Origin of the sequence: Bacillus sp. 3103sda1, assembly GCF_024159135.1 — a bacterium.
GTDB lineage: Bacteria > Bacillota > Bacilli > Bacillales > Bacillaceae_G > Bacillus_A > Bacillus_A rhizoplanae.
Map to the genome: position 1 here is coordinate 1,519,681 of NZ_JAMYWS010000001.1, position 18,829 is coordinate 1,538,509.

Consider the following 18,829-nt stretch of genomic DNA (forward strand, 5'->3'; position numbering starts at 1 on the left):
TTACATTAATTGTTTTTATTTTTACAAACTTTAAACAATTTTTATAGACAAATTTCCGATATAGAAATAGGTATTTGTAACAAGCGGCTTTTACTCTTTTCTCATATTGTAAAGTGTAAGCTCATTTTCAAACTGTGAGAGGAGAGAAAACTATGTATCATTGTCATCCTTGCTTCGGGGGAGCAGCACCTTTCGGGGGAGCAGTGGCACCTTTCGGGGGAGCAGCAGCACCTTTCGGGGGAGCAGCAGCACCTTTCGGGGGAGCAGCAGCACCTTTCGGGGGAGCAGTGGCACCTTTCGGGGGAGCAGTGGCACCTTTTGGCGGAGCAGTGGCACCAATTACAACAACACCTCCTATTGTGCATCCGACAAAATGTTGTGTAACACACACATGCTCAAAAACGGTGGTCCCTCATATTCACCCAACACATATAAAACACGTTCATCATCAGGTAGTGCAATCTCAGCATTATTTCCCACAAACACACTCTGCTGCAAATGTTATATCCCCTGCTGATCCAGTGTTTGTTGGTGGATTTGGTGGGTTTGGCCCAGGTGGTTCTCAAGTATCGCCACTTGGCCCGAATGTTGGTCCAAATGTAAGTCCAGCAATGTTACCGCCAGGCCCAAATGTTGGCCCAAGTGTAAGTCCAGCAATGTTACCACCAAGCCCAAATGTTGGTGGCATGTTTAAAAAGTAAGTGTTATGCTAGAACTAGCAAATTGCTAGTTCTTTTTTTGAAAAGAGAAGGGGCGTTTCATATGAAAGTTGTAGCTGTTACAGGATATAAGCCATTTGAATTAGGGATTTTTTCAAATGACCATCCTGGAATTTCTTACATAAAAAAAGCGATACAACAAAGGCTGCTTCCTTTGTTAGAAGAAGGATTAGAATGGGTTATAATTAGTGGACAATTAGGGGTAGAACTATGGACAGCCGAAGTTGTATTTGATTTGCAATTGGAATATCCAGATTTGAAATTAGCTGTATTTACCCCTTTTTTAGATCAGGAAGAAAATTGGAAGGAAAACAATCGGGAGTACTATGAATGTATTCTCTCACAAGCAGATCACGTTGATAGTATAACGAAGCGGAAATATGAAAGCCCAGAACAATTCCGGCTAAAAAATCAATTTTTCATTGAAAAAAGTGATGCATTACTTGCTATGTATGATGAAGAGAAACCAGGAAGTCCTAAATACATCGTAGAAGCAGCGAAAAAAAAGGAAGAAGCCCAAAATTATCAATGTTATTTTATACTTTTTTCTGATTTACAAGATATAATAGAAGAAGAACAGTGGAATAAGGATATATGATTGACAAAACGGACTGTTTCTGAAAAAATTTACTTAATGAAAGTTTTGGTAAAGACTTGAGGTGACCTAAATGATTTCTGATAAAATTAAGTTAACAGCGAAAGATATTTTAGAAAAAGAGTTTAAAACGGGAATGCGAGGCTATCAACAAGAAGAAGTAGATAAATTTTTAGACATGATTATTAAGGATTATGAAGCATTCCATAAAGAAATTGAACAATTACAGCAACAAAATTCACGTTTAAAGCAAGAATTGGAGCAACAAAAAGCAATGGCACAACAAGTACAATCTCAGCCAGCGCCAACTCCAGCTCCTGTTCCTACTCCGCAACCAGTTTACAATAATACGAATACAGATATTTTAAAACGTCTGTCGAATTTGGAAAAAGCTGTGTTTGGAAGTAAATTGTACGAATAATGGAAGCATCTAAATAAACTTGTAGCAATTTACATGCAAAAAACGTTGCAAAATATTTATGTTTCCACTATACTAATTCATGTCATAACGTTTGGGTAATCGCTGCAACGCTTTGTTGTAGAGGAAAGTCCATGCTCGCACGACCTGAGATGGTCGTAGTGTTCGTGCCTAGCGAAGTCATAAGCTAGGGTATTCTGGCGGAAAGCTGGATTAACGGCAGGGAAAAAACCTAAGTCCATTGGATATGGTTTGACTACCTTTAAAGTGCCACAGTGACGAAGTCCCAGAAGAAATGATGGGAGTGGAACGAGGTAAACCCCACGAGCGAGAAACCCAAATATTGGTAGGGGAACTTTTCCTAAGGAAATGAACGATGGGAAAAGACAGATGCAATTGCTCTGTAGATAGATGATTGCCACCGGAGTACGAGGCGTGGGCCGTTTGCAGTACAAAGGTACAGAACATGGCTTACAGAACGTTATGAACCAATCATGAGTTTGTTCAGCTCTCCTTTGTAAGAGGAGGGCTTTTTATTTGTATGAATTTTTGGAATGTGAGTTAAAATGGTAAAGAAAGTTTTACAAATTTAATACAATTGAAGTGAAATAAAATGTTATGATTTTAACTGATTAGCAGAGAACAGTTACTGTCAATGAGTGTTTGATTATATATATGAGGAGAATGGAAATGGGAAAAGTTACTTTAATTGCAACTGCTGCAATGGGAATTGAAGCACTTGTTGCAAGAGAAGTTCGCAATCTCGGTTATGAATGCCAGGTAGATAATGGGAAAGTAACGTTTGAAGCGGACGAAAAAGCTATTTGTCGCAGTAATTTATGGCTCCGTACAGCGGATCGTGTAAAAATTAAAGTTGGTGAATTTAAGGCAACAACATTTGATGAATTATTTGAAAAAACAAAGGCGCTAAATTGGGGGGATTATATTCCGGAAAATGGAGAATTCCCTGTTATCGGTAAATCGATTAAATCTACACTATTTAGTGTACCTGATTGTCAAAGTATCGTAAAAAAAGCAGTCGTTGAAAAATTAAAAAGTACATATAGACGCACAACATGGTTTGAAGAGACTGGCCCGCTATTTCGTATCGAAGTTGCGCTATTAAAAGATGTAGCAACGTTGACAATTGATGCAAGTGGTGTTGGGCTTCATAAGCGTGGATACCGCGTTGGACAAGGGGAAGCACCGTTAAAAGAAACATTGGCAGCTTCATTAATTATGTTAACCAACTGGAAGCCAGATCGCCCGTTTGTAGATCCTTTTTGCGGTTCTGGAACGATTCCACTTGAAGCCGCATTAATTGGTCAAAATATTGCTCCAGGCTTTAACCGTGATTTTGCTTCTGATGGATGGGGTTGGATTGGTAAACAAAATTGGGATGAAGCTCGTCAAGAAGTGGAAGACTTAGCAAATTATGATCAACCTCTTCAAATTATCGGATCAGATATTGATCATCGCATGGTACAAGTTGCCCAGGATAATGCTGATGAAGTAGGGCTTGGTGATCTTATTACATTTAAGCAAATGCAAGTAAAAGATTTTACAACAAAAGAGGAATATGGTTATGTTGTGACGAATCCTCCATACGGAGAGCGTTTAAGTGAAAAGCCTCTTGTTGAAAAAATGTATGCAGAGATGGGACAAGCATTCCGACCGCTGGATACTTGGTCTTTATATATATTAACAAGCCATCCAGAATTTGAGAAATGGTACGGCAAAGATGCATCAAAGAAACGAAAATTATTTAATGGATTTATTCGCACTGATTACTATCAGTATTTTGGCAAACGCCCGCCGCGTGATTAGTATAAAACTTCTTTAGAACGCATATACTTGCTATTATGCGATAATCTAAAGGAGGAAGCGCTAATGGATGGTTTGCAATTTTCTATGATTCAAAAAGCTATTCATCGAACGTATGATGAATTAGAAAAAGAGGTAAACCTTCACGGCGTAGCGGATCATGAATTACAAAGAGCACGTGAAGAATATTTATCAGCTTTATCACATGAAACATTAATTGATAAACAGTATTTAAAATCATTGATAGAGTAGAAAAGTTTTCCTGCAATTAGGAAAACTTTTTTCGCTCGTTTGTTATGTAAGCAACAAGAAAACAGCAACTGCTCTTTTTATGAGTAGTTGCTCTGTCTTTTTATATAGAAATTATGTAGTTGGAGGAATACGATGTTTACGAAGCAAAAGCTGCCATTTGAAGTGGGGAAACAAGATAATTTTTTCGACAAGTTAAATGAGTGGATTGGAGACGTATTTTACGACATTTTACCAGAAAAGGGATTTGAAGAGCGTGATGAGCAAATTTTTATGGCGTTCCAATTAGAACGAGCATTTCAAGAGAAGAAAGTAATGTTTGCTGAAGCGGGTGTTGGAACAGGAAAGACGATTGTATACCTTCTTTATGCGATTTGTTATGCACGTTATACAGGGAAGCCAGCTATTATTGCTTGTGCGGATGAAACGTTGATTGAGCAGCTCGTGAAAGAAGAAGGGGACATTGCTAAATTATCAGAAGCATTAGGACTATCTGTCGATGTACGTTTGGCAAAATCAATGGAGAATTACCTATGTTTACGTAAGCTTGAAGATGTAATGAGTGGACGAGCTCCGGAAGTGATTGAAGATTTATATTATGAATTGCCTCAATTCGTATTTGATCATGGAACAATGCAAAACTTTACTCATTACGGCGATCGAAAAGAATTTCCGTTATTAAACGATGAAGAATGGTCTAAAGTATCTTGGGACTATTTCCAGGATTGTTTCACGTGTGAGTCTCGTCATCGCTGTGGACAAACATTATCTCGTGAACATTATCGTAAAGCAGCAGATTTAATTATTTGTTCGCAAGATTTCTATATGGACCATATTTGGACGTATGATGCACGTAAACGTGAAGGACAAATGCCGTTGTTACCGGAAAGTAGCTGCGTTGTTTTTGATGAAGGGCATCTTGTAGAATATGCAGCGCAAAAAGCACTTACGTATCGTTTAAAACAAACAATGATGGAGCAACTTTTAACAAGATTACTGCAAAATGATATTCGCGAAGAGTTCGCTCATTTAGTAGAAGAAACTATTTGGCAAACGGAACAGTTCTTTGAAGCGCTAAAAGAAAGTAAGAAAGAAATTGCTGGTTCTGATCGTCTAGAAATTCAATTAACAGAAAAAGTAACGACAGAAGCAAAGCGCTTATATGCAAAAATTTCTGAAGTTGGCGATGCGCTTGTTTTTGAAAGTGAAATGTACACAGTAAACACGTATGATTTAAATATTGTTGACGAACATTTAGATGTATTAGAGCATTCATTACGATTGTTTATGCATGAGAAAAATGTAATTACGTGGGGAGAAGAAGGTGATGGTGCCTTTACGCTTGTTATTATGCCGCGTGCTGTAGAAGAAGTGCTACAAGAAAAAGTATTCTCCAAAAAAATTCCGTACATCTTCTCATCTGCGACATTATCAGAAAACAATTCATTTGCATTTACTGCAAATAGTTTAGGGGTAAAAGATTATTTATCATTCTCAGTTGCTTCTCCGTTTGAATATGAAGAGCAGATGAAAGTGTACTTGCCGACATATGCAAAAGCGAACGAATGGGAAAGAAAATGTCAGTACGCATTAGAAGAAATTCAAAAAACAAATGGACGTACATTGATTCTATTCCGTACAAAACAAGAATTAATAGCATTTAAAGAATATGTAGGGAAAGAACAAATGTCAGTACCGTTTTTATATGAAGGAGATCAAGAGATTAGTCAGCTTGTTTCTCGTTTCCAAAATGAAGAGGAAACGGTATTATGTGCAGTTCATTTATGGGAAGGTTTAGATATTCCAGGTTCTTCGTTATCTCACGTTATTATTTGGTCGCTTCCATTCCCTCCAAATGATCCTGTATTTGAAGCGAAGCGCAAGCATGTAAATGATCCGTTTTGGGATGTTGACGTTCCATATATGATTTTACGTCTTCGTCAAGGAATTGGGCGTTTAATTCGTACGAGCGAAGATAAAGGATATATTTCGTTATTCTTATCAGAAGGTGAGAATGAGAAAGTAGTAGAAGCTGTTAAACGAGTTCTCCCAGTAGAAGGAGAAATGTTACAATAAGCTTGGCGTATGCCAAGCTTATTTGCATATAAGAGGAATTTGAGTATTCGTGTTGAATTAAATGTGGAGTAAGAAAAGGAGGGTCTTGAATATGACGGCAGTTACATATGAAATTGAAAAAGAGTTTCTAGTTTTTATAAAGAAAATGATGAATTATGAGGAAGCGCTGAATCTTATATTTTGGGATTTACGCACAGGTGCGCCTAAAAACGGTGTAGATCAACGTTCTGAAGTAATTGGCATGCTTTCGGCAGAAGTGTTCGATATGTCAACTTCTAAAGAGATGGAGGCCTATTTAATAGGATTAGAAGAGTTAATTGCAGAAGGAAAACTCTCAGATGTGACAAGAAAAACTGTAGAAGAGTGCCGAAAAGAATATGATCGAAATAAGAAAATTCCAAAGAATGAATACGAAGAATTTGTAAAACTACAGGCAAAAGCAGAAAGTGTGTGGGAAGAAGCACGTGAAAAATCTGATTTTGAAATGTTCCGTCCATACTTAGAGAAAATTGTTGAATTTAAAAAGAAGTTTATTACATATTGGGGTTATGAAACATACAAGTATAATACATTATTAGATATGTACGAACCTGGTGTAACAGTAGAAGTATTAGACCGCGTATTTGGACAATTACGTGAGCGAATTGTTCCGCTTGTTGGACAAATTGCTAACGCAAATAAAACGTTGCAAACGGAAGCTTTAAGTAAACATTTTTCCAAAGAGCAGCAAAAACGATTTAGCTTACAACTACTAAAGCAATTGGATTACAATTTTGATGCAGGCCGCTTAGATGAAACAGTACATCCATTTGCAATTACATTAAATCGCGGTGATGTCCGCATTACAACACGTTATGATGAAAATGATTTTCGTATGGCAGTATTTGGAACAGTTCATGAATGTGGTCATGCAGTGTATGAGCAAAATATTTCAAAAGAATTAGAAGGTACACCGCTTTGTGATGGCACATCTATGGGTATTCATGAATCACAATCTTTATTCTTTGAGAACTTTATTGGTCGCAATAAGTCGTTCTGGAAAAAGAATTATGATCTATTAAAACAATATACAGGTGGTCAATTTAATAGTTTATCTGTAGATGAGTTTTACGATGCAATTAATGAATCGAAACCATCTTTCATTCGTATCGAAGCGGATGAATTAACGTACCCACTTCATGTGATGGTTCGTTATGAAATTGAAAAAGAATTATTTGATGGAACATTAGAAGTAAAAGACTTACCATCTGTTTGGAACGAGAAAATGGAGAACTACCTAGGAATCCGTCCGGAAAATGACGCACAAGGTGTACTGCAAGATGTACACTGGGCTGGTGGAGATTTCGGATACTTCCCATCATATGCGCTCGGTTACATGTATGCAGCTCAGTTCAAGCATAAGATGCTAGAAGATATTCCAAATTTTGATGAACTATTAGAAGAAGGAAATGTTGCACCAATTCGTGAATGGTTAACAAAAAATATTCACCAATATGGAAAAATGAAAAAGCCTTTAGAAATTTTGCAAGATGTAACGGGTGAAGGATTAAATGCGAGCTATTTAGCGGATTATTTGGAAGGAAAATATAAAGGAATTTACGAATTATAAGAGAGAAGACGAGCTATTTATTGTGGCTCGTCTTCTTTTTAGAGTTGATCGGGATTGGAAATATTATTTTTAATGTAATCGTTAATTGAATTAAAAAGCAGAGGAGCTAAAAAAGCACCTCTGCTTGCTATATTACCAGAATTTAAAACCTTTCGAACCTGGCGGCGCATTTTGAATCATATCCATAAATGGAATGGTATATGCGAATAAAATAAGTAGTGCTGTAATTCCAAGCCATAGTTTCCAATTTTCAAAGACAATTGGTGGTTGATCAGACGCATCAGATACTTCTCCAACCGGAAATTCAGTGTGCCCTTTTGGTGCAAAGAAAGCAAGATCTAAAAAGATAATGATTGCTAATATAATGCCGACAAATAAGATTGTTCCTCCGACTGCTTGTGCAATCTGATACGGTATCCATTCAATAGCTTGCGGTGCATTTCCATATGTGGAAAAAGAAGAGCGGCGCGGAGCTCCTAATAGTCCAGCAAAGTGCATCCCAGCAGACATGAAGAACATTCCAAGTGCCCATACACAAGTTTGAATCATCGCAAGGCGATTCATTTCTTTTGTCAAAACACGTCCTGTTAAGTGGGGGATAAGCCAATAGCTAATGCCGAAAAATGTTAGTACAACAGATGTGGCTAATGTTAAGTGAAAGTGTCCTGTTATCCAGATTGTATTATGGACAACTTGATTTAATTGATGGCTTGCATTTACAAGTCCTCCTGCTCCGGCTGGAATGAACATAAGCATTCCAACGAACGGTGCAAAGAATCTAGCATCCGACCATGGAAGCATACGCAGCCAGCCAAATAGTCCAGTTGCTCCTTTTGAGCGGCCGTATTGCTCAAATGATGCAAATAGAGAGAATGCTGTCATTAATGATGGGATGATAACCATGAACGTTAAGGTTACTTGTAAAAATTTCCATCCAGGATCAATACCTGGTTCTGTTAATTGATGGTGAAATCCAACCGGCACGGAAAATAATAAGAATAAAATAAATGATAAACGAGCGAGAGAATCACTAAAAATTTTTCCGCCAATAATCTTTGGAATAATGACATACCATGCCATGTAGGCAGGGAGAAGCCAGAAATATACGAGTGGATGACCGAAGTACCAAAATAATGTTCGGCTAACAAGAACATCAATTTTATCAACGATGCCTAAGCTCCAAGGAATAAATTGTACAAGTACTGTTGCAGCGACGCCAAGAGTGGCAACGAGCCAAAGCAGCATTGTAATAACAGCCATGAAGCTAAGTAATGGACCAGCTTTTCCTTTATTTTGCTTTTTCCATGTGCGATAATGAGCAAACATCGCAAGGCCGCTAAACCAACTGCCGACAACAACGAGGGTAAGACCAATGTAAAATCCAGGGTGAGCTTTTAACGGAGCATAAAATGTATAGAGAACAGTAGCTTTATTTAATAGTATAAAAATAGCGGTGATGGTTGTTCCAGTAGTCATAAGCCAAAAACCAATCCAGCCTGTTGTTCGTACTCCTTTTGAAAGAGTCCCAGCAGTTTTGCTCATACAGGCAAACAAAAAGCCGATAATAAAAAATGTTGTTAATACGAGGCCAAGTAACACACCATGTGTTGTTAGTACTTGATAATAACCAATTCCAGCTGGAAGATTAAATTTTCCAGATCGGACAAGTACTTGCAGTAGCCCACATAATCCTCCTAAGAATAGAGCGATAAATGCAACATGTATATGAGCCATCGCAAGTTTGGCGTCTTTTTTGTATATTTTATCCTGAACATGTATCATTTGTCAGTCACCTCTACTTTCGCGCTCATCATATGATGGCCTGTCCCGCAATATTCATTACATACGATTAAATACTCACCAGCCTTTTGAAACACTTGAGAAGCTGTGCTCACATAGCCGGGCTCAACCATCATATTCACATTTGTCCCTGCAATTTCAAAGCCATGTACAACATCTTTCGTTGCGACAACAAAGTCAACTTTGGCTCCTTTTGGTACCTTAATGACATTTGGTGTAAAGGAAAATGCTTGTGAGACAATTGTTACTTGATAATGATCTTTACCAACTTGTTTTACACCAGGATGATCAAAGGGAGCAGTCGCATTTACTTTTTCTGGGTCGATTGTCGTTAAGCAGCTAGGCGGCTGGTTTCCCATATAAAACGCGCTTACTCCAATTATAGCTAAAAATACAAATAATGAACCGATACCGAAAATGAGCCAAATTTTTTCGTACTTATGCAAGTGCATATCCCATCTCCCCTTTGTTTACCAATAACATTACAATCGATTTAAAAAAATTTGGTATACACTAAACCATGTGAAGATTAAAAAGAAGCCGAGCAAAAAAACAGAAATTAATGTTCCTTTTAGTGAACTTTTCTTTTGTTGTTTGTTTTCGACTGGCTGTAGTTTACGTTCTCCCATTTTTCTCCCTCCCCGAGAAAGTGAATCTTACATTTTTATCATACGAAATATTTTGATAATTTCTACATTGTCAGCGGTGCTTTCAAAAAGTGTTCATTGATACAATTAAAACTATGCTTATGATGAAAAGTTGATAAATCGTGATGTATTACAGATTTTGTAATGAGGAATTGTGAAAAAAATGTGAAGTAGATGGTTCGTTCACAATGCTAGCAACCTAAGTAGTTTTGAAGTTCTTAAAAAATAGGTATGATTTCAAAATGAAAGAGGTTTCAAAAAGTCGAACGAAAATTGTATATTTTTTAAATTTGTACGTGTTTTTTCGTAAAATGCTTTTCAAAGTAAAAAAAGTGCGTTATAATCCTTTTATTAAATTAAATAAGTTAGCAACACTCATATAATCGCAGGAATATGGCCTGCAAGTTTCTACCGAAGTACCGTAAATGCTTCGACTATGAGTGAGGACGAATATATTGCTATAGTTGCATTCTTTTTTTGCAAAGCTCCAAAAGCGCGTCCCTCACTTGTATTGGGTGAAGGCTGCTTTTGGAGTTTTTTATTTGCATAAGAGGGGGAACAAACCATGAAATTATTACAAGAGAAAATTATGCGAGAAGGAAAAGTATTGTCAGATGATGTGTTAAAAGTGGATGCATTTTTAAATCATCAAATTGATCCAGTGCTTATGCAAGAAATCGGAAAAGAATTTGCAAAGCGTTTTAAAGACGAGAAAATTACAAAAATCGTGACGATTGAGTCTTCAGGAATTGCTCCAGCTGTAATGGCTGCATTAGAATTTGGTGTAACAGTTGTTTTTGCAAGAAAACGTAAATCGTTAACGTTACAAGATAATATGTATATTGCAAAAGTATATTCCTATACAAAACAAGAAACGAACGAAATCTCTATATCGAAACAATATATACATGAAGACGACCGCGTCCTTATTATTGATGACTTTTTAGCGAACGGTCAGGCAGCACTTGGTTTAATGAACTTAGTACAGCAAGCAGGAGCAACAGTGGCGGGTATCGGAATCGTGATTGAAAAAGCATTTCAAGATGGAGGAAGTAAATTACGTGAGAGCGGCGTTCGCGTAGAATCGTTGGCAGAAATCGCATCGCTTGATAATGGTACAGTTCGTTTTGTCGAACATGCGGCAGCGGAGGTGAAGTAAGATGAAGCAACACCCTCTTAAGGTTGCATCTCTCGGTATTCAACATATGTTGGCAATGTATGCCGGGGCAGTTATCGTTCCGCTCATTGTTGGAGGCGGACTTGGATTAAATCAGCGTGAACTTACGTATTTAGTGTCAATTGACTTATTAATGTGCGGCATTGCAACAATTTTACAAGCATTAACGAATCGTTTCTTCGGTATTGGACTTCCAGTAGTGTTAGGTTGCACTTTTACAGCAGTTGGACCGATGATTGCTATTGGTAAGCAATATGGAGTATCCGCTGTGTATGGTTCTATTATTGCAGCAGGACTATTTGTTGTTTTATTTTCTAGTGTGTTTGGAAAGCTTGTAAAACTGTTTCCACCAGTTGTTACTGGATCAGTTGTAACAGTTATTGGAGTTACATTAGTTCCAGTCGCGATTAATGACATGGCTGGTGGTGTAGGAAGCAAAGATTTTGGTAGTTTACCCAATTTAGCATTAGCATTCGGAGTATTGTTATTTATCATCATCATGTACCGTTTTTTTGATGGTTTCATTCGCTCTATTTCTATCTTATTAGGATTATTATTTGGTACAGCAATTGCAGCATTAATGGGGAAGGTAAGTTTACAAGCTGTAGCGGAAGCTGATTGGTTTCATGGTGTACAGCCATTTTACTTCGGTACACCAACATTCGAATTAACACCTATCATTACAATGATTCTAGTTGCTTGTGTAGGAATTGTCGAAGCAACAGGAGTTTATTTTGCACTATCGGATATCTGTAACAAAAAAATTGGTGAAAAAGAATTGGCAAAAGGATATCGTGCAGAAGGAATTGCAATGATGTTAGGTGGTATTTTTAACGCATTTCCGTATACGACATATTCACAAAATGTGGGTCTTGTTCAACTGACAGGTGTGCGCAATCGTGTTGTCATTTACACATGCGGTGGTATGCTTATTGTACTTGGATTTATTCCAAAGATTGCCGCGCTAACAACGATTATTCCAACGCCAGTACTTGGCGGTGCAATGCTTGCTATGTTCGGAATGGTTATGGCATATGGTATTAAAATGTTAAGCGCTGTTAACTTTGCAAAACAGGAAAACTTATTAATTGTTGCGTGTTCTGTTGGAATTGGTCTTGGTGTAACAGTTGTGCCAACATTATTCTCGCAACTTCCAGAGAGCGTTCGTATTTTAACTGATAACGGAATTGTATTAGGAAGTGCCTCAGCAGTACTTTTAAATATTGTGTTTAATATGGTTCCGCAAAAACAAACGAAGATAAAAGAAGAGCAAGTTGCAATGCAAAGCGCTGTTTCTAAAGCGTAAAACAAAGCAGTATCTCACGATGAGATACTGCTTTGTTTTTTCATAGGCATGTTTTTTCCATAGGTACCAAGACGCCAAATATATTCAAGTGGTCCATACTGATAACGAGATAGCCACCAGCGGCTAACAAAGATTTGAATAATATAGAAGCCGATACAGAAGAGTGTGCCGCCCCATAGTGGGAATACGATATTTGCTTGAAATAATAAACCGAATACCAATAAAGTTACAATAGTTTGTGAAATATAATTTGTTAATGCCATACGGCCAACATATTGGAAGGGACGAAATATTTTTTGCCATTTTGCATGCTGCAATAGACGCATAAGTGTGAGAATGTAAAAAATGAATAATGTTTTTCCGCTTAACGTAATAAAGCCAATCATTTTAAATGGCATGTATGAATCGTTCATATTGAAATAGACAATCATAATCCACCATGTTGGCAAAGTAGCGATGAAGGCAATGATTTGCCATTTCTTTAGCTTTGTATCAATATCTTTTACGCGGCGGAAGATTTCTTTTTTGCCGGCGTATAGACCAAGTAAAAAGAGACCAACTGTTTCCGGTAGCATCATAAGAGAATAGCCGATTTCTTCAGAGTAAAAAGCAGTAAAACGATCTTGCACTTGCAAGCTCCAATTTAGCAACGGAACTACCGGAGCAGAAAAATCTCCAAGTTTTTCAAGCGGAACGACTAGCATCGCTGAGCTAGTAAGCAACATAATAAATTCCCATATACTTAATAAAATAAGGGACCAGATTAGTAAAGTTTTTGGTTGCCTTTTATAAAATAAAAGAAGTACAAATCCACTTATTGCATAATTATGTAAAATATCGCCGTCCCAAAGCAAAACATAATGTAAAAATCCAAACAATAACAATATCAGTAGTCTACGTATAAATAGTAATTTTGGACGATATGCTTTCTCTTCAGCACGTTTCATAAAAATATAAAAACCAAGGCCGAACAAAAAGGAAAAAATTGTGTAAAATTTTGTTTGGACAAACAGATCATAAAACAGTCGAATGTAACGATCCAATCCTTCGTAAACACCTGTTAGATCTCTCGATTCAATGCCAGCTAATACAGGCCAGTTTACAAGGAAAATACCAAAAATTGCAATCCCTCGTATAATATCAATAGAATGAATTCTTTCATTTTGTGAAATACTCTTTGCCATACTTCCTCTCCTTTTTTGTATATTTCTTTTAGTATATACGGTATGGAAAGTGGTGGGATATATATTTCCAATTTTTTTAACTGTTAACATTTCTCCCGTGAGTTATAATAAGAGGGCACAACAATCCTACTACTCCTTTAGAACAGGCAGTATGAAAGCTCCTTTATTTGAAAAGGAGCTTTTATTTTTAAAATATATATTGATAATCATTCTCTCTAATGGTACAATGTGTTTAAAATTGATAATCATTATCAAGAAAGTTAGGTGTGATTGTATGGTATATGCATTTTTAGCAGGAACAGTTGTTTTATATGCAGTTGTAACAAAACATGTGTTAAATCGAGTAGGAGCAACTAAATAATGAACTATATTACATAGAAATCCCTTTCGTTTTCAAAAAGAATGAAAGGGATTTTTTATTTTTTTACTGTGAAGATGCTGAAAATTTAGTAATATAATAGGTGGATACATCTTGGAACAAAGGGGCATGAGGGGATGACAAAAACAGTGCAAACAAACAGTTTACAAAAGCTTGTTTGTTTTTATGAAGAGTGGCAGAAAAAAGGTGATATGGAACATAGTGAAAAGTTGCTTGAAGTTATACAGAAATATAAAGAAGAGCAGCTTATGATTGCATTTTGTGGACATTTCTCTGCTGGAAAATCAACAATGATGAACTATTTATATAAAGATCAATTGTTGCCAACAAGTCCGATTCCAACGAGTGCGAATGTGGTAAAGATAGAAAAAGGACATGCTCGCGTCGTTGTTACATTAAAATCAGGACAGAAATACGAGTATGACGGTATGTATACAGCAGAAGAATTAAAACAGCTTTGTAAAAATGGCGATGAAGTGATTGGAATCCATATTTATCGGAGCGATGCACCGCTCCCAGAAGGCGTTGTTCTTGTTGATACGCCTGGTATTGATTCAACTGATGATGCACATCAACTTGCGACTGAATCTACGCTGCATCTTGCCGACATTATTTTTTATATGATGGATTATAATCATGTGCAATCGGAAGTGAATTTACAGTTTGTCAAAGAATTAAAGCAACGTAATAAAACGGTTTATCTTGTTGTGAACCAGATTGATAAGCATAAAGAACATGAATTGTCTTTTTCTGCGTATCAGCAAAGTGTAATGCAGTCATTTGCAAATTGGAATGTTGACGTTGATGGTATATTTTATACGTCTTTACGATTGCAACAACATTCGTACAATGAATTGGAAAAGCTAGAGGATCTGCTTGTTTCTATTATGAAAGAACGTGGTTCTTATGTAAAAGGTGGAATGGAAAAGGAAGTTTCTTATTTACTACAAGAACATCTTTCTTATTTGTTAACACAGTATGAGAAACAGCTGGAGCCGCTTCGTGAAGAATTGACATCGCTATTATCGTATGAAGAAGTTACGTCGATTTTAGAAGAACTTGCTGAAAAAGAAAAAGAATTTTATGCAAAAGAAGATGAAGTAAAAAATAGATTTATCATAGGACTGCACAATATATTAGATAATGCATATTTAATGCCATTTGAAATGCGTGATTTAGCAAATCAATACTTAGAAACAAAATTGACGAAATTTAAAGTTGGTTTATTATTTGCAAAAGCAAAAACTGATCAAGAAAAGCAGCGTCGTTTACAAGCGTTTTATGAGTCCCTGCAAAAGACGGTAGAAGCACAATTAGACTTTCATGTAAAAGAATATATTGTTTCTTTTACAAAGCAAGAAGAGATATTTACAGAAGAATTAGGAAAAGCAGTATATGATTTGAATATTTCTTTTGAATCGTCACTTTTAGAGGAAATGATTAAGCAAGGAGCAGGGTTTACAGGAGATTATTTATTACATTATACAGCAGATGTTGCAAATGAATTAAAGAAACGATATTACAATGCGGCACAATCTATATTTGCGAAAGCTTTACCGATATTACAAGAAAGAGGAAAAGCTGAGCTGCTAAGCATTGATAAAGAACGAAAGCAATACGAAGCGGTGCAACATGCGAATGACATGAAACGTCAATATATGGAACAGTACGATCAGTATGAAACATATTTGCATGATGTATGGAACGATTGTGTTTCTGTGCCTGAAACGATGGAAATAGAAGATATTTTACAACGAACACAACGAGTGACAAATGCTAAATTTCAATTGCAAGAACAAGAAGCTGTATCTACGTATACGGAAAATCAAGTTGCAAGCACAGGAAATGTTAATATTCAGCGCGTATTAGAACATGTAAAGGAAACAGAATTTGTTCTAAAACAGCTTCCGGCTTTGACGCACGTATACGACGAAATTGTTGAAAAGAGAACACGCATTGAAACGAAACAATTTACAGTGGCGTTATTTGGAGCATTTAGTGCAGGGAAATCGTCCTTTGCCAATGCCTTATTAGGAGAAAAAGTATTACCAGTATCACCGAATCCTACAACAGCAACTATTAATCAAATTTTGCCGGTAACAGATGAGAAGCCGCATGGTACGGTAGTGGTACAGTTCAAATCGGAAACGGCGCTCTTTGAGGACTTAAAGGCTGTTTATAAGTTATTTCACCGTGATATTACATCTTTGGAAGAAGCACTCTTACAAATTGATGATGTACTACAATATCCAGCGCCAAGTGGCAGACAAAAAACAACGTTTAGTTTTTTACGAGCGGTGCAGCATGGGTATGCGGAAGTAGGGCATCGTTTAGGAGAGCAATCTCGCGTAACATTAGCTGAATTTGCTGATTATGTGGCCAATGAAGAAAAGTCATGCTTTGTAGAATATATGGAGCTTTATTATGATTGTGAATTAACGAGACAAGGCATTGCACTTGTTGATACGCCGGGAGCAGACTCTGTTAACGCACGCCATACAGACGTAGCATTCCAATATATAAAAAATGCAGACGCAATTTTATTTGTAACGTATTATAATCACGTGTTTTCACGAGCAGATCGAGAATTTTTAATTCAGCTTGGACGTGTAAAAGATACGTTTGCACTTGATAAAATGTTCTTCTTAATTAATGCTGCGGATTTAGCACAGTCAGAAGAGGAATTACACACAGTAAAAGGGTATATTAGTGATCAATTGTTGCAGTACGGGATTCGGAATCCACGTCTGTTTGCGATTTCTAGCTTATTTGCATTAGAAGAAAAACAAGGAAAAGATATTTCAAAAGAAACGTATGGTATTTTAAAACATTCTGGTCTTGCACCGTTTGAACAAGCGTTCACTTCGTTTATCATGAGAGATTTAATGCTTGTATCGGTTCATTCTTTAAATGGAGCACTTCAAAACGGTTATAAACTTCTTACAAATATGATTGAAAGTGCAACACAAGGAAATGAAGAAAAAGAACAAAAACGAAAAAAATATGAAGCGGAACGTGAAGAACTGCTTCATATGATCTCTTCGCATAGTGTTGTAACAGAAGAAATGGCATTGGAAAATGAAGTGAAAGAGCTTCTATATTATGTAAAACAGCGCTTATTTTTACGATACAATGATGTGTTTACAGAATTTATTAATCCAGCTTCTTTACGAACACAAGGGAATGTGAAAGAAAAATTACAAGAGTGCATGATGGAGTTAATTGCCTTCTTACAACATGATTTATTGCAAGAAATGCGTGCAACGTCGCTGCGTCTTGAAAAATGGATGAATGAAACGATGAAACATGTGCAAGAAGAAGTAACGGTGCAATGTGCTACAAAGAATGAACAGCTCGTCATCCGTACAGATACAACATATGACTATCGCGTTCTTATGCATGAAAATCCATTTCCAAATATGGAAGCAAAACAATTTAAAAAAGCATTATCCCATTTTAAAAGTGAGAAAAGCTTCTTTGAAAAAAATGATAAAGCATTGATGCAAGAAGAAATGAAGCAAACGTTAGAACCATTTGTGGCAGATTACGTAATGGAAGAACAGCACCTATTTGTTAATCACTATAAACAAGAATGGCTTCATGGATGGCAACTTGTGAAAACAGTCATGATGCAAGACGCAGCGCAATACTATGAAAGTTTATTATTTGCGTTATTGGAAACAATTGATGTTTCTGCATACGAAAAGAGAAAAGAAGAATTGGAAAAACAATTAATGAAAATAAAACATGAAGTAGAAGTTCTATAAGTATTAAGAGAAAAAGATACGTTCAATGCGTTTTTGTAGAACAGCATCTAATGATTTTACAAATCCTGCAAATTCATCTGAGGAAACCATATGAGTTAAGACGAGACGTTTTCCATCTGGCGTTTCGCCGCATAAGACGAAGGAAGTGAATTCATATGGTTTTCCTTCTATCACTAACTTTGGATAGGAGTACGTGCCATTTTTCTTTTTCTTCTCATCAATGGAGATTATATTGCACTTCTTTTCATTGTTGTCCATAGTGATGACCTCCTTTGTATTACTTATGGAAGACAAGGGGTATTTAGAACAGGTGGAGATGAGAGAATTTTTATGGAACAATTAATTGTTGAGCGTATTTCTGAAGATAAGGCACCGATATCATTATTATTACTTGCTGATCCGAACGAAAGGCAGTTACAGTCATATCTTCAACGAGGAATGATTTACGTTGCTAAACGTGATGAACATGTGATAGGGTCATACATATTATTGGAAACACGCCCTAATACGATGGAGATTATGAATATTGCAGTTTGTGAACAAGAACAGGGTAAGGGCATCGGGAAGCAGTTATTACAGCATGCGATTACAACTGCAAAAGAACACGGCATGCGGAAGCTTGAAATAGGGACAGGTAATTCGAGCGTTTCGCAGCTTGCTTTATATCAAAAATGTGGATTTCGTATTTTTTCTATTGATTTTGATTACTTTTCGAAGCATTATGAAGAAGAGATTATAGAAAATGGCATTGTATGCCGGGATATGATTCGGCTTACGATGGACTTATACTAGGGGGAAGCGAACATGGAAGTACATGCAGCAATTACAGCACATTCTCGTAAACAAAATGAAGTGGTGAAAGCATTTCTACAATTAGAGGCGCAACGTGAAGCAGCAATTGAAGCAGCAGTATCGCTTGCATCAAATGGGAAACCTTTCTCTGTTGATGTAATTAATATGGTAACAAAACAAATTAATGGGCTTGCAAAAAACGGTATTGCACCGCAACGTAAGATTGTGACAGAAGAAATGGTGATGGAGTACGTAGAACGTTTACAAGAGAAAGAAGGTCGTTAAGT

18 protein-coding genes, 1 other RNA gene and 1 riboswitch are annotated in these 18,829 nt (G+C 36.7%); of the genes, 14 read left to right on the top strand and 5 right to left on the bottom strand.

From position 1 onward, the window contains the following. Nucleotides 1-308: 308 nt before the first annotated feature. The 8 genes from NKR74_RS07660 to NKR74_RS07695 all read left to right on the top strand — a co-directional run bounded on the left by NKR74_RS07660 (nt 309) and on the right by NKR74_RS07695 (nt 7,490). Nucleotides 309-701, top strand: coding sequence for a CotD family spore coat protein (locus tag NKR74_RS07660; RefSeq protein WP_253631102.1), 393 nt, complete (start codon nt 309-311; stop codon nt 699-701). Between the two features lie 61 nt (nt 702-762). Further along, nucleotides 763-1,317 (top strand): SLOG family protein, encoded by a 555-nt coding sequence (locus NKR74_RS07665; RefSeq protein WP_253629130.1) that lies wholly within the window; start codon nt 763-765, stop codon nt 1,315-1,317. 70 nt (nt 1,318-1,387) lie between these two features. Then, the gene (gpsB, locus tag NKR74_RS07670; protein ID WP_098309365.1) at nt 1,388-1,735 is read left to right on the top strand and encodes a cell division regulator GpsB; all 348 of its coding nucleotides are present in this window, start codon (nt 1,388-1,390) and stop codon (nt 1,733-1,735) included. An 87-nt stretch (nt 1,736-1,822) separates the two neighbouring features. Next, nucleotides 1,823-2,211: RNase P RNA component class B (gene rnpB / locus NKR74_RS07675), an RNA gene on the top strand. Between the two features lie 211 nt (nt 2,212-2,422). Continuing rightward, complete coding sequence (locus tag NKR74_RS07680; RefSeq protein WP_253629131.1) at nt 2,423-3,559, top strand: THUMP domain-containing class I SAM-dependent RNA methyltransferase; 1,137 nt, start codon at nt 2,423-2,425, stop codon at nt 3,557-3,559. Between the two features lie 63 nt (nt 3,560-3,622). Continuing rightward, nucleotides 3,623-3,808: a DUF3921 family protein gene (locus tag NKR74_RS07685; protein WP_098309363.1), complete on the top strand. Its 186-nt coding sequence runs from the start codon at nt 3,623-3,625 to the stop codon at nt 3,806-3,808. Nucleotides 3,809-3,940: 132 nt separating this feature from the next. Next, entirely contained in the window at nt 3,941-5,881 is a 1,941-nt protein-coding gene (locus NKR74_RS07690) for an ATP-dependent DNA helicase (protein ID WP_098309362.1), read from the top strand. 91 nt (nt 5,882-5,972) lie between these two features. Continuing rightward, nucleotides 5,973-7,490 (top strand): carboxypeptidase M32, encoded by a 1,518-nt coding sequence (locus NKR74_RS07695; protein WP_253629132.1) that lies wholly within the window; start codon nt 5,973-5,975, stop codon nt 7,488-7,490. Nucleotides 7,491-7,622: 132 nt separating this feature from the next. On the opposite strand, the gene NKR74_RS07700 is transcribed toward NKR74_RS07695, so the two are convergent. The 3 genes from NKR74_RS07700 to NKR74_RS07710 are packed head-to-tail and all read right to left on the bottom strand — an operon-like array spanning nt 7,623 to nt 9,919. Then, entirely contained in the window at nt 7,623-9,272 is a 1,650-nt protein-coding gene (locus tag NKR74_RS07700; protein ID WP_253629133.1) for a b(o/a)3-type cytochrome-c oxidase subunit 1, read from the bottom strand. Further along, a complete protein-coding gene (locus NKR74_RS07705) occupies nt 9,269-9,742 on the bottom strand; it encodes a cytochrome c oxidase subunit II (protein WP_098309358.1) in 474 nt (157 codons plus the stop codon). Before NKR74_RS07705 ends, NKR74_RS07700 begins: the two co-directional genes overlap by 4 nt. 30 nt (nt 9,743-9,772) lie before the next feature. After that, nucleotides 9,773-9,919 (bottom strand): cytochrome c oxidase subunit 2A, encoded by a 147-nt coding sequence (locus tag NKR74_RS07710; RefSeq protein WP_098309357.1) that lies wholly within the window; start codon nt 9,917-9,919, stop codon nt 9,773-9,775. Nucleotides 9,920-10,292: 373 nt separating this feature from the next. Beyond that, nucleotides 10,293-10,394: riboswitch (purine riboswitch) on the top strand. Nucleotides 10,395-10,502: 108 nt separating this feature from the next. Between NKR74_RS07710 and NKR74_RS07715 the strand changes: the two genes are divergently transcribed. Then, nucleotides 10,503-11,096 (top strand): xanthine phosphoribosyltransferase, encoded by a 594-nt coding sequence (locus NKR74_RS07715; protein ID WP_098309356.1) that lies wholly within the window; start codon nt 10,503-10,505, stop codon nt 11,094-11,096. A gap of 1 nt (nt 11,097) precedes the next feature. Beyond that, a complete protein-coding gene (gene pbuX, locus NKR74_RS07720; protein WP_253629134.1) occupies nt 11,098-12,420 on the top strand; it encodes a xanthine permease PbuX in 1,323 nt (440 codons plus the stop codon). Between the two features lie 14 nt (nt 12,421-12,434). Here the strand turns inward: pbuX and NKR74_RS07725 are convergent, their stop codons facing one another. Beyond that, on the bottom strand, nt 12,435-13,604 hold the full coding sequence (locus tag NKR74_RS07725; protein WP_253629135.1) for a DUF418 domain-containing protein: 1,170 nt from the start codon (nt 13,602-13,604) through the stop codon (nt 12,435-12,437). 238 nt (nt 13,605-13,842) lie between these two features. Here NKR74_RS07725 and NKR74_RS23910 point away from each other — a divergent pair, with 238 nt between their 5' ends. Together NKR74_RS23910 and NKR74_RS07730 are read left to right on the top strand one after the other, a co-directional pair. Then, nucleotides 13,843-13,965, top strand: coding sequence for a hypothetical protein (locus NKR74_RS23910; RefSeq protein ID WP_301287880.1), 123 nt, complete (start codon nt 13,843-13,845; stop codon nt 13,963-13,965). Nucleotides 13,966-14,099: 134 nt separating this feature from the next. Further along, entirely contained in the window at nt 14,100-17,750 is a 3,651-nt protein-coding gene (locus NKR74_RS07730; RefSeq protein ID WP_253629136.1) for a dynamin family protein, read from the top strand. 3 nt (nt 17,751-17,753) lie between these two features. Here NKR74_RS07730 and NKR74_RS07735 read toward each other — a convergent pair whose 3' ends face one another. Beyond that, entirely contained in the window at nt 17,754-18,008 is a 255-nt protein-coding gene (locus NKR74_RS07735; protein ID WP_098309351.1) for a DUF3931 domain-containing protein, read from the bottom strand. Nucleotides 18,009-18,080: 72 nt separating this feature from the next. Here NKR74_RS07735 and NKR74_RS07740 point away from each other — a divergent pair, with 72 nt between their 5' ends. Beyond that, nucleotides 18,081-18,542 carry a GNAT family N-acetyltransferase gene (locus NKR74_RS07740; RefSeq protein WP_253629137.1) on the top strand — a complete coding sequence of 154 codons (462 nt, stop codon included), beginning with the start codon at nt 18,081-18,083 and terminating at the stop codon, nt 18,540-18,542. 12 nt (nt 18,543-18,554) lie between these two features. Continuing rightward, nucleotides 18,555-18,827, top strand: coding sequence for a YpbS family protein (locus NKR74_RS07745; RefSeq protein WP_098309349.1), 273 nt, complete (start codon nt 18,555-18,557; stop codon nt 18,825-18,827). Nucleotides 18,828-18,829 lie beyond the last annotated feature (2 nt).

What these genes read in the sequence shown, in the direction of transcription:
- NKR74_RS07665 (WP_253629130.1), top strand. Translation starts at nt 763, where the DNA reads ATGAAAGTTGTAGCTGTTACAGGATATAAGCCATTTGAATTAGGGATT.
- gpsB (WP_098309365.1), top strand. Translation starts at nt 1,388, where the DNA reads ATGATTTCTGATAAAATTAAGTTAACAGCGAAAGATATTTTAGAAAAA.
- NKR74_RS07680 (WP_253629131.1), top strand. Translation starts at nt 2,423, where the DNA reads ATGGGAAAAGTTACTTTAATTGCAACTGCTGCAATGGGAATTGAAGCA.
- NKR74_RS07685 (WP_098309363.1), top strand. Translation starts at nt 3,623, where the DNA reads ATGGATGGTTTGCAATTTTCTATGATTCAAAAAGCTATTCATCGAACG.
- NKR74_RS07690 (WP_098309362.1), top strand. Translation starts at nt 3,941, where the DNA reads ATGTTTACGAAGCAAAAGCTGCCATTTGAAGTGGGGAAACAAGATAAT.
- NKR74_RS07695 (WP_253629132.1), top strand. Translation starts at nt 5,973, where the DNA reads ATGACGGCAGTTACATATGAAATTGAAAAAGAGTTTCTAGTTTTTATA.
- NKR74_RS07700 (WP_253629133.1), bottom strand. Translation starts at nt 9,272, where the DNA reads ATGATACATGTTCAGGATAAAATATACAAAAAAGACGCCAAACTTGCG.
- NKR74_RS07705 (WP_098309358.1), bottom strand. Translation starts at nt 9,742, where the DNA reads ATGCACTTGCATAAGTACGAAAAAATTTGGCTCATTTTCGGTATCGGT.
- NKR74_RS07710 (WP_098309357.1), bottom strand. Translation starts at nt 9,919, where the DNA reads ATGGGAGAACGTAAACTACAGCCAGTCGAAAACAAACAACAAAAGAAA.
- NKR74_RS07715 (WP_098309356.1), top strand. Translation starts at nt 10,503, where the DNA reads ATGAAATTATTACAAGAGAAAATTATGCGAGAAGGAAAAGTATTGTCA.
- pbuX (WP_253629134.1), top strand. Translation starts at nt 11,098, where the DNA reads ATGAAGCAACACCCTCTTAAGGTTGCATCTCTCGGTATTCAACATATG.
- NKR74_RS07725 (WP_253629135.1), bottom strand. Translation starts at nt 13,604, where the DNA reads ATGGCAAAGAGTATTTCACAAAATGAAAGAATTCATTCTATTGATATT.
- NKR74_RS07730 (WP_253629136.1), top strand. Translation starts at nt 14,100, where the DNA reads ATGACAAAAACAGTGCAAACAAACAGTTTACAAAAGCTTGTTTGTTTT.
- NKR74_RS07735 (WP_098309351.1), bottom strand. Translation starts at nt 18,008, where the DNA reads ATGGACAACAATGAAAAGAAGTGCAATATAATCTCCATTGATGAGAAG.
- NKR74_RS07740 (WP_253629137.1), top strand. Translation starts at nt 18,081, where the DNA reads ATGGAACAATTAATTGTTGAGCGTATTTCTGAAGATAAGGCACCGATA.
- NKR74_RS07745 (WP_098309349.1), top strand. Translation starts at nt 18,555, where the DNA reads ATGGAAGTACATGCAGCAATTACAGCACATTCTCGTAAACAAAATGAA.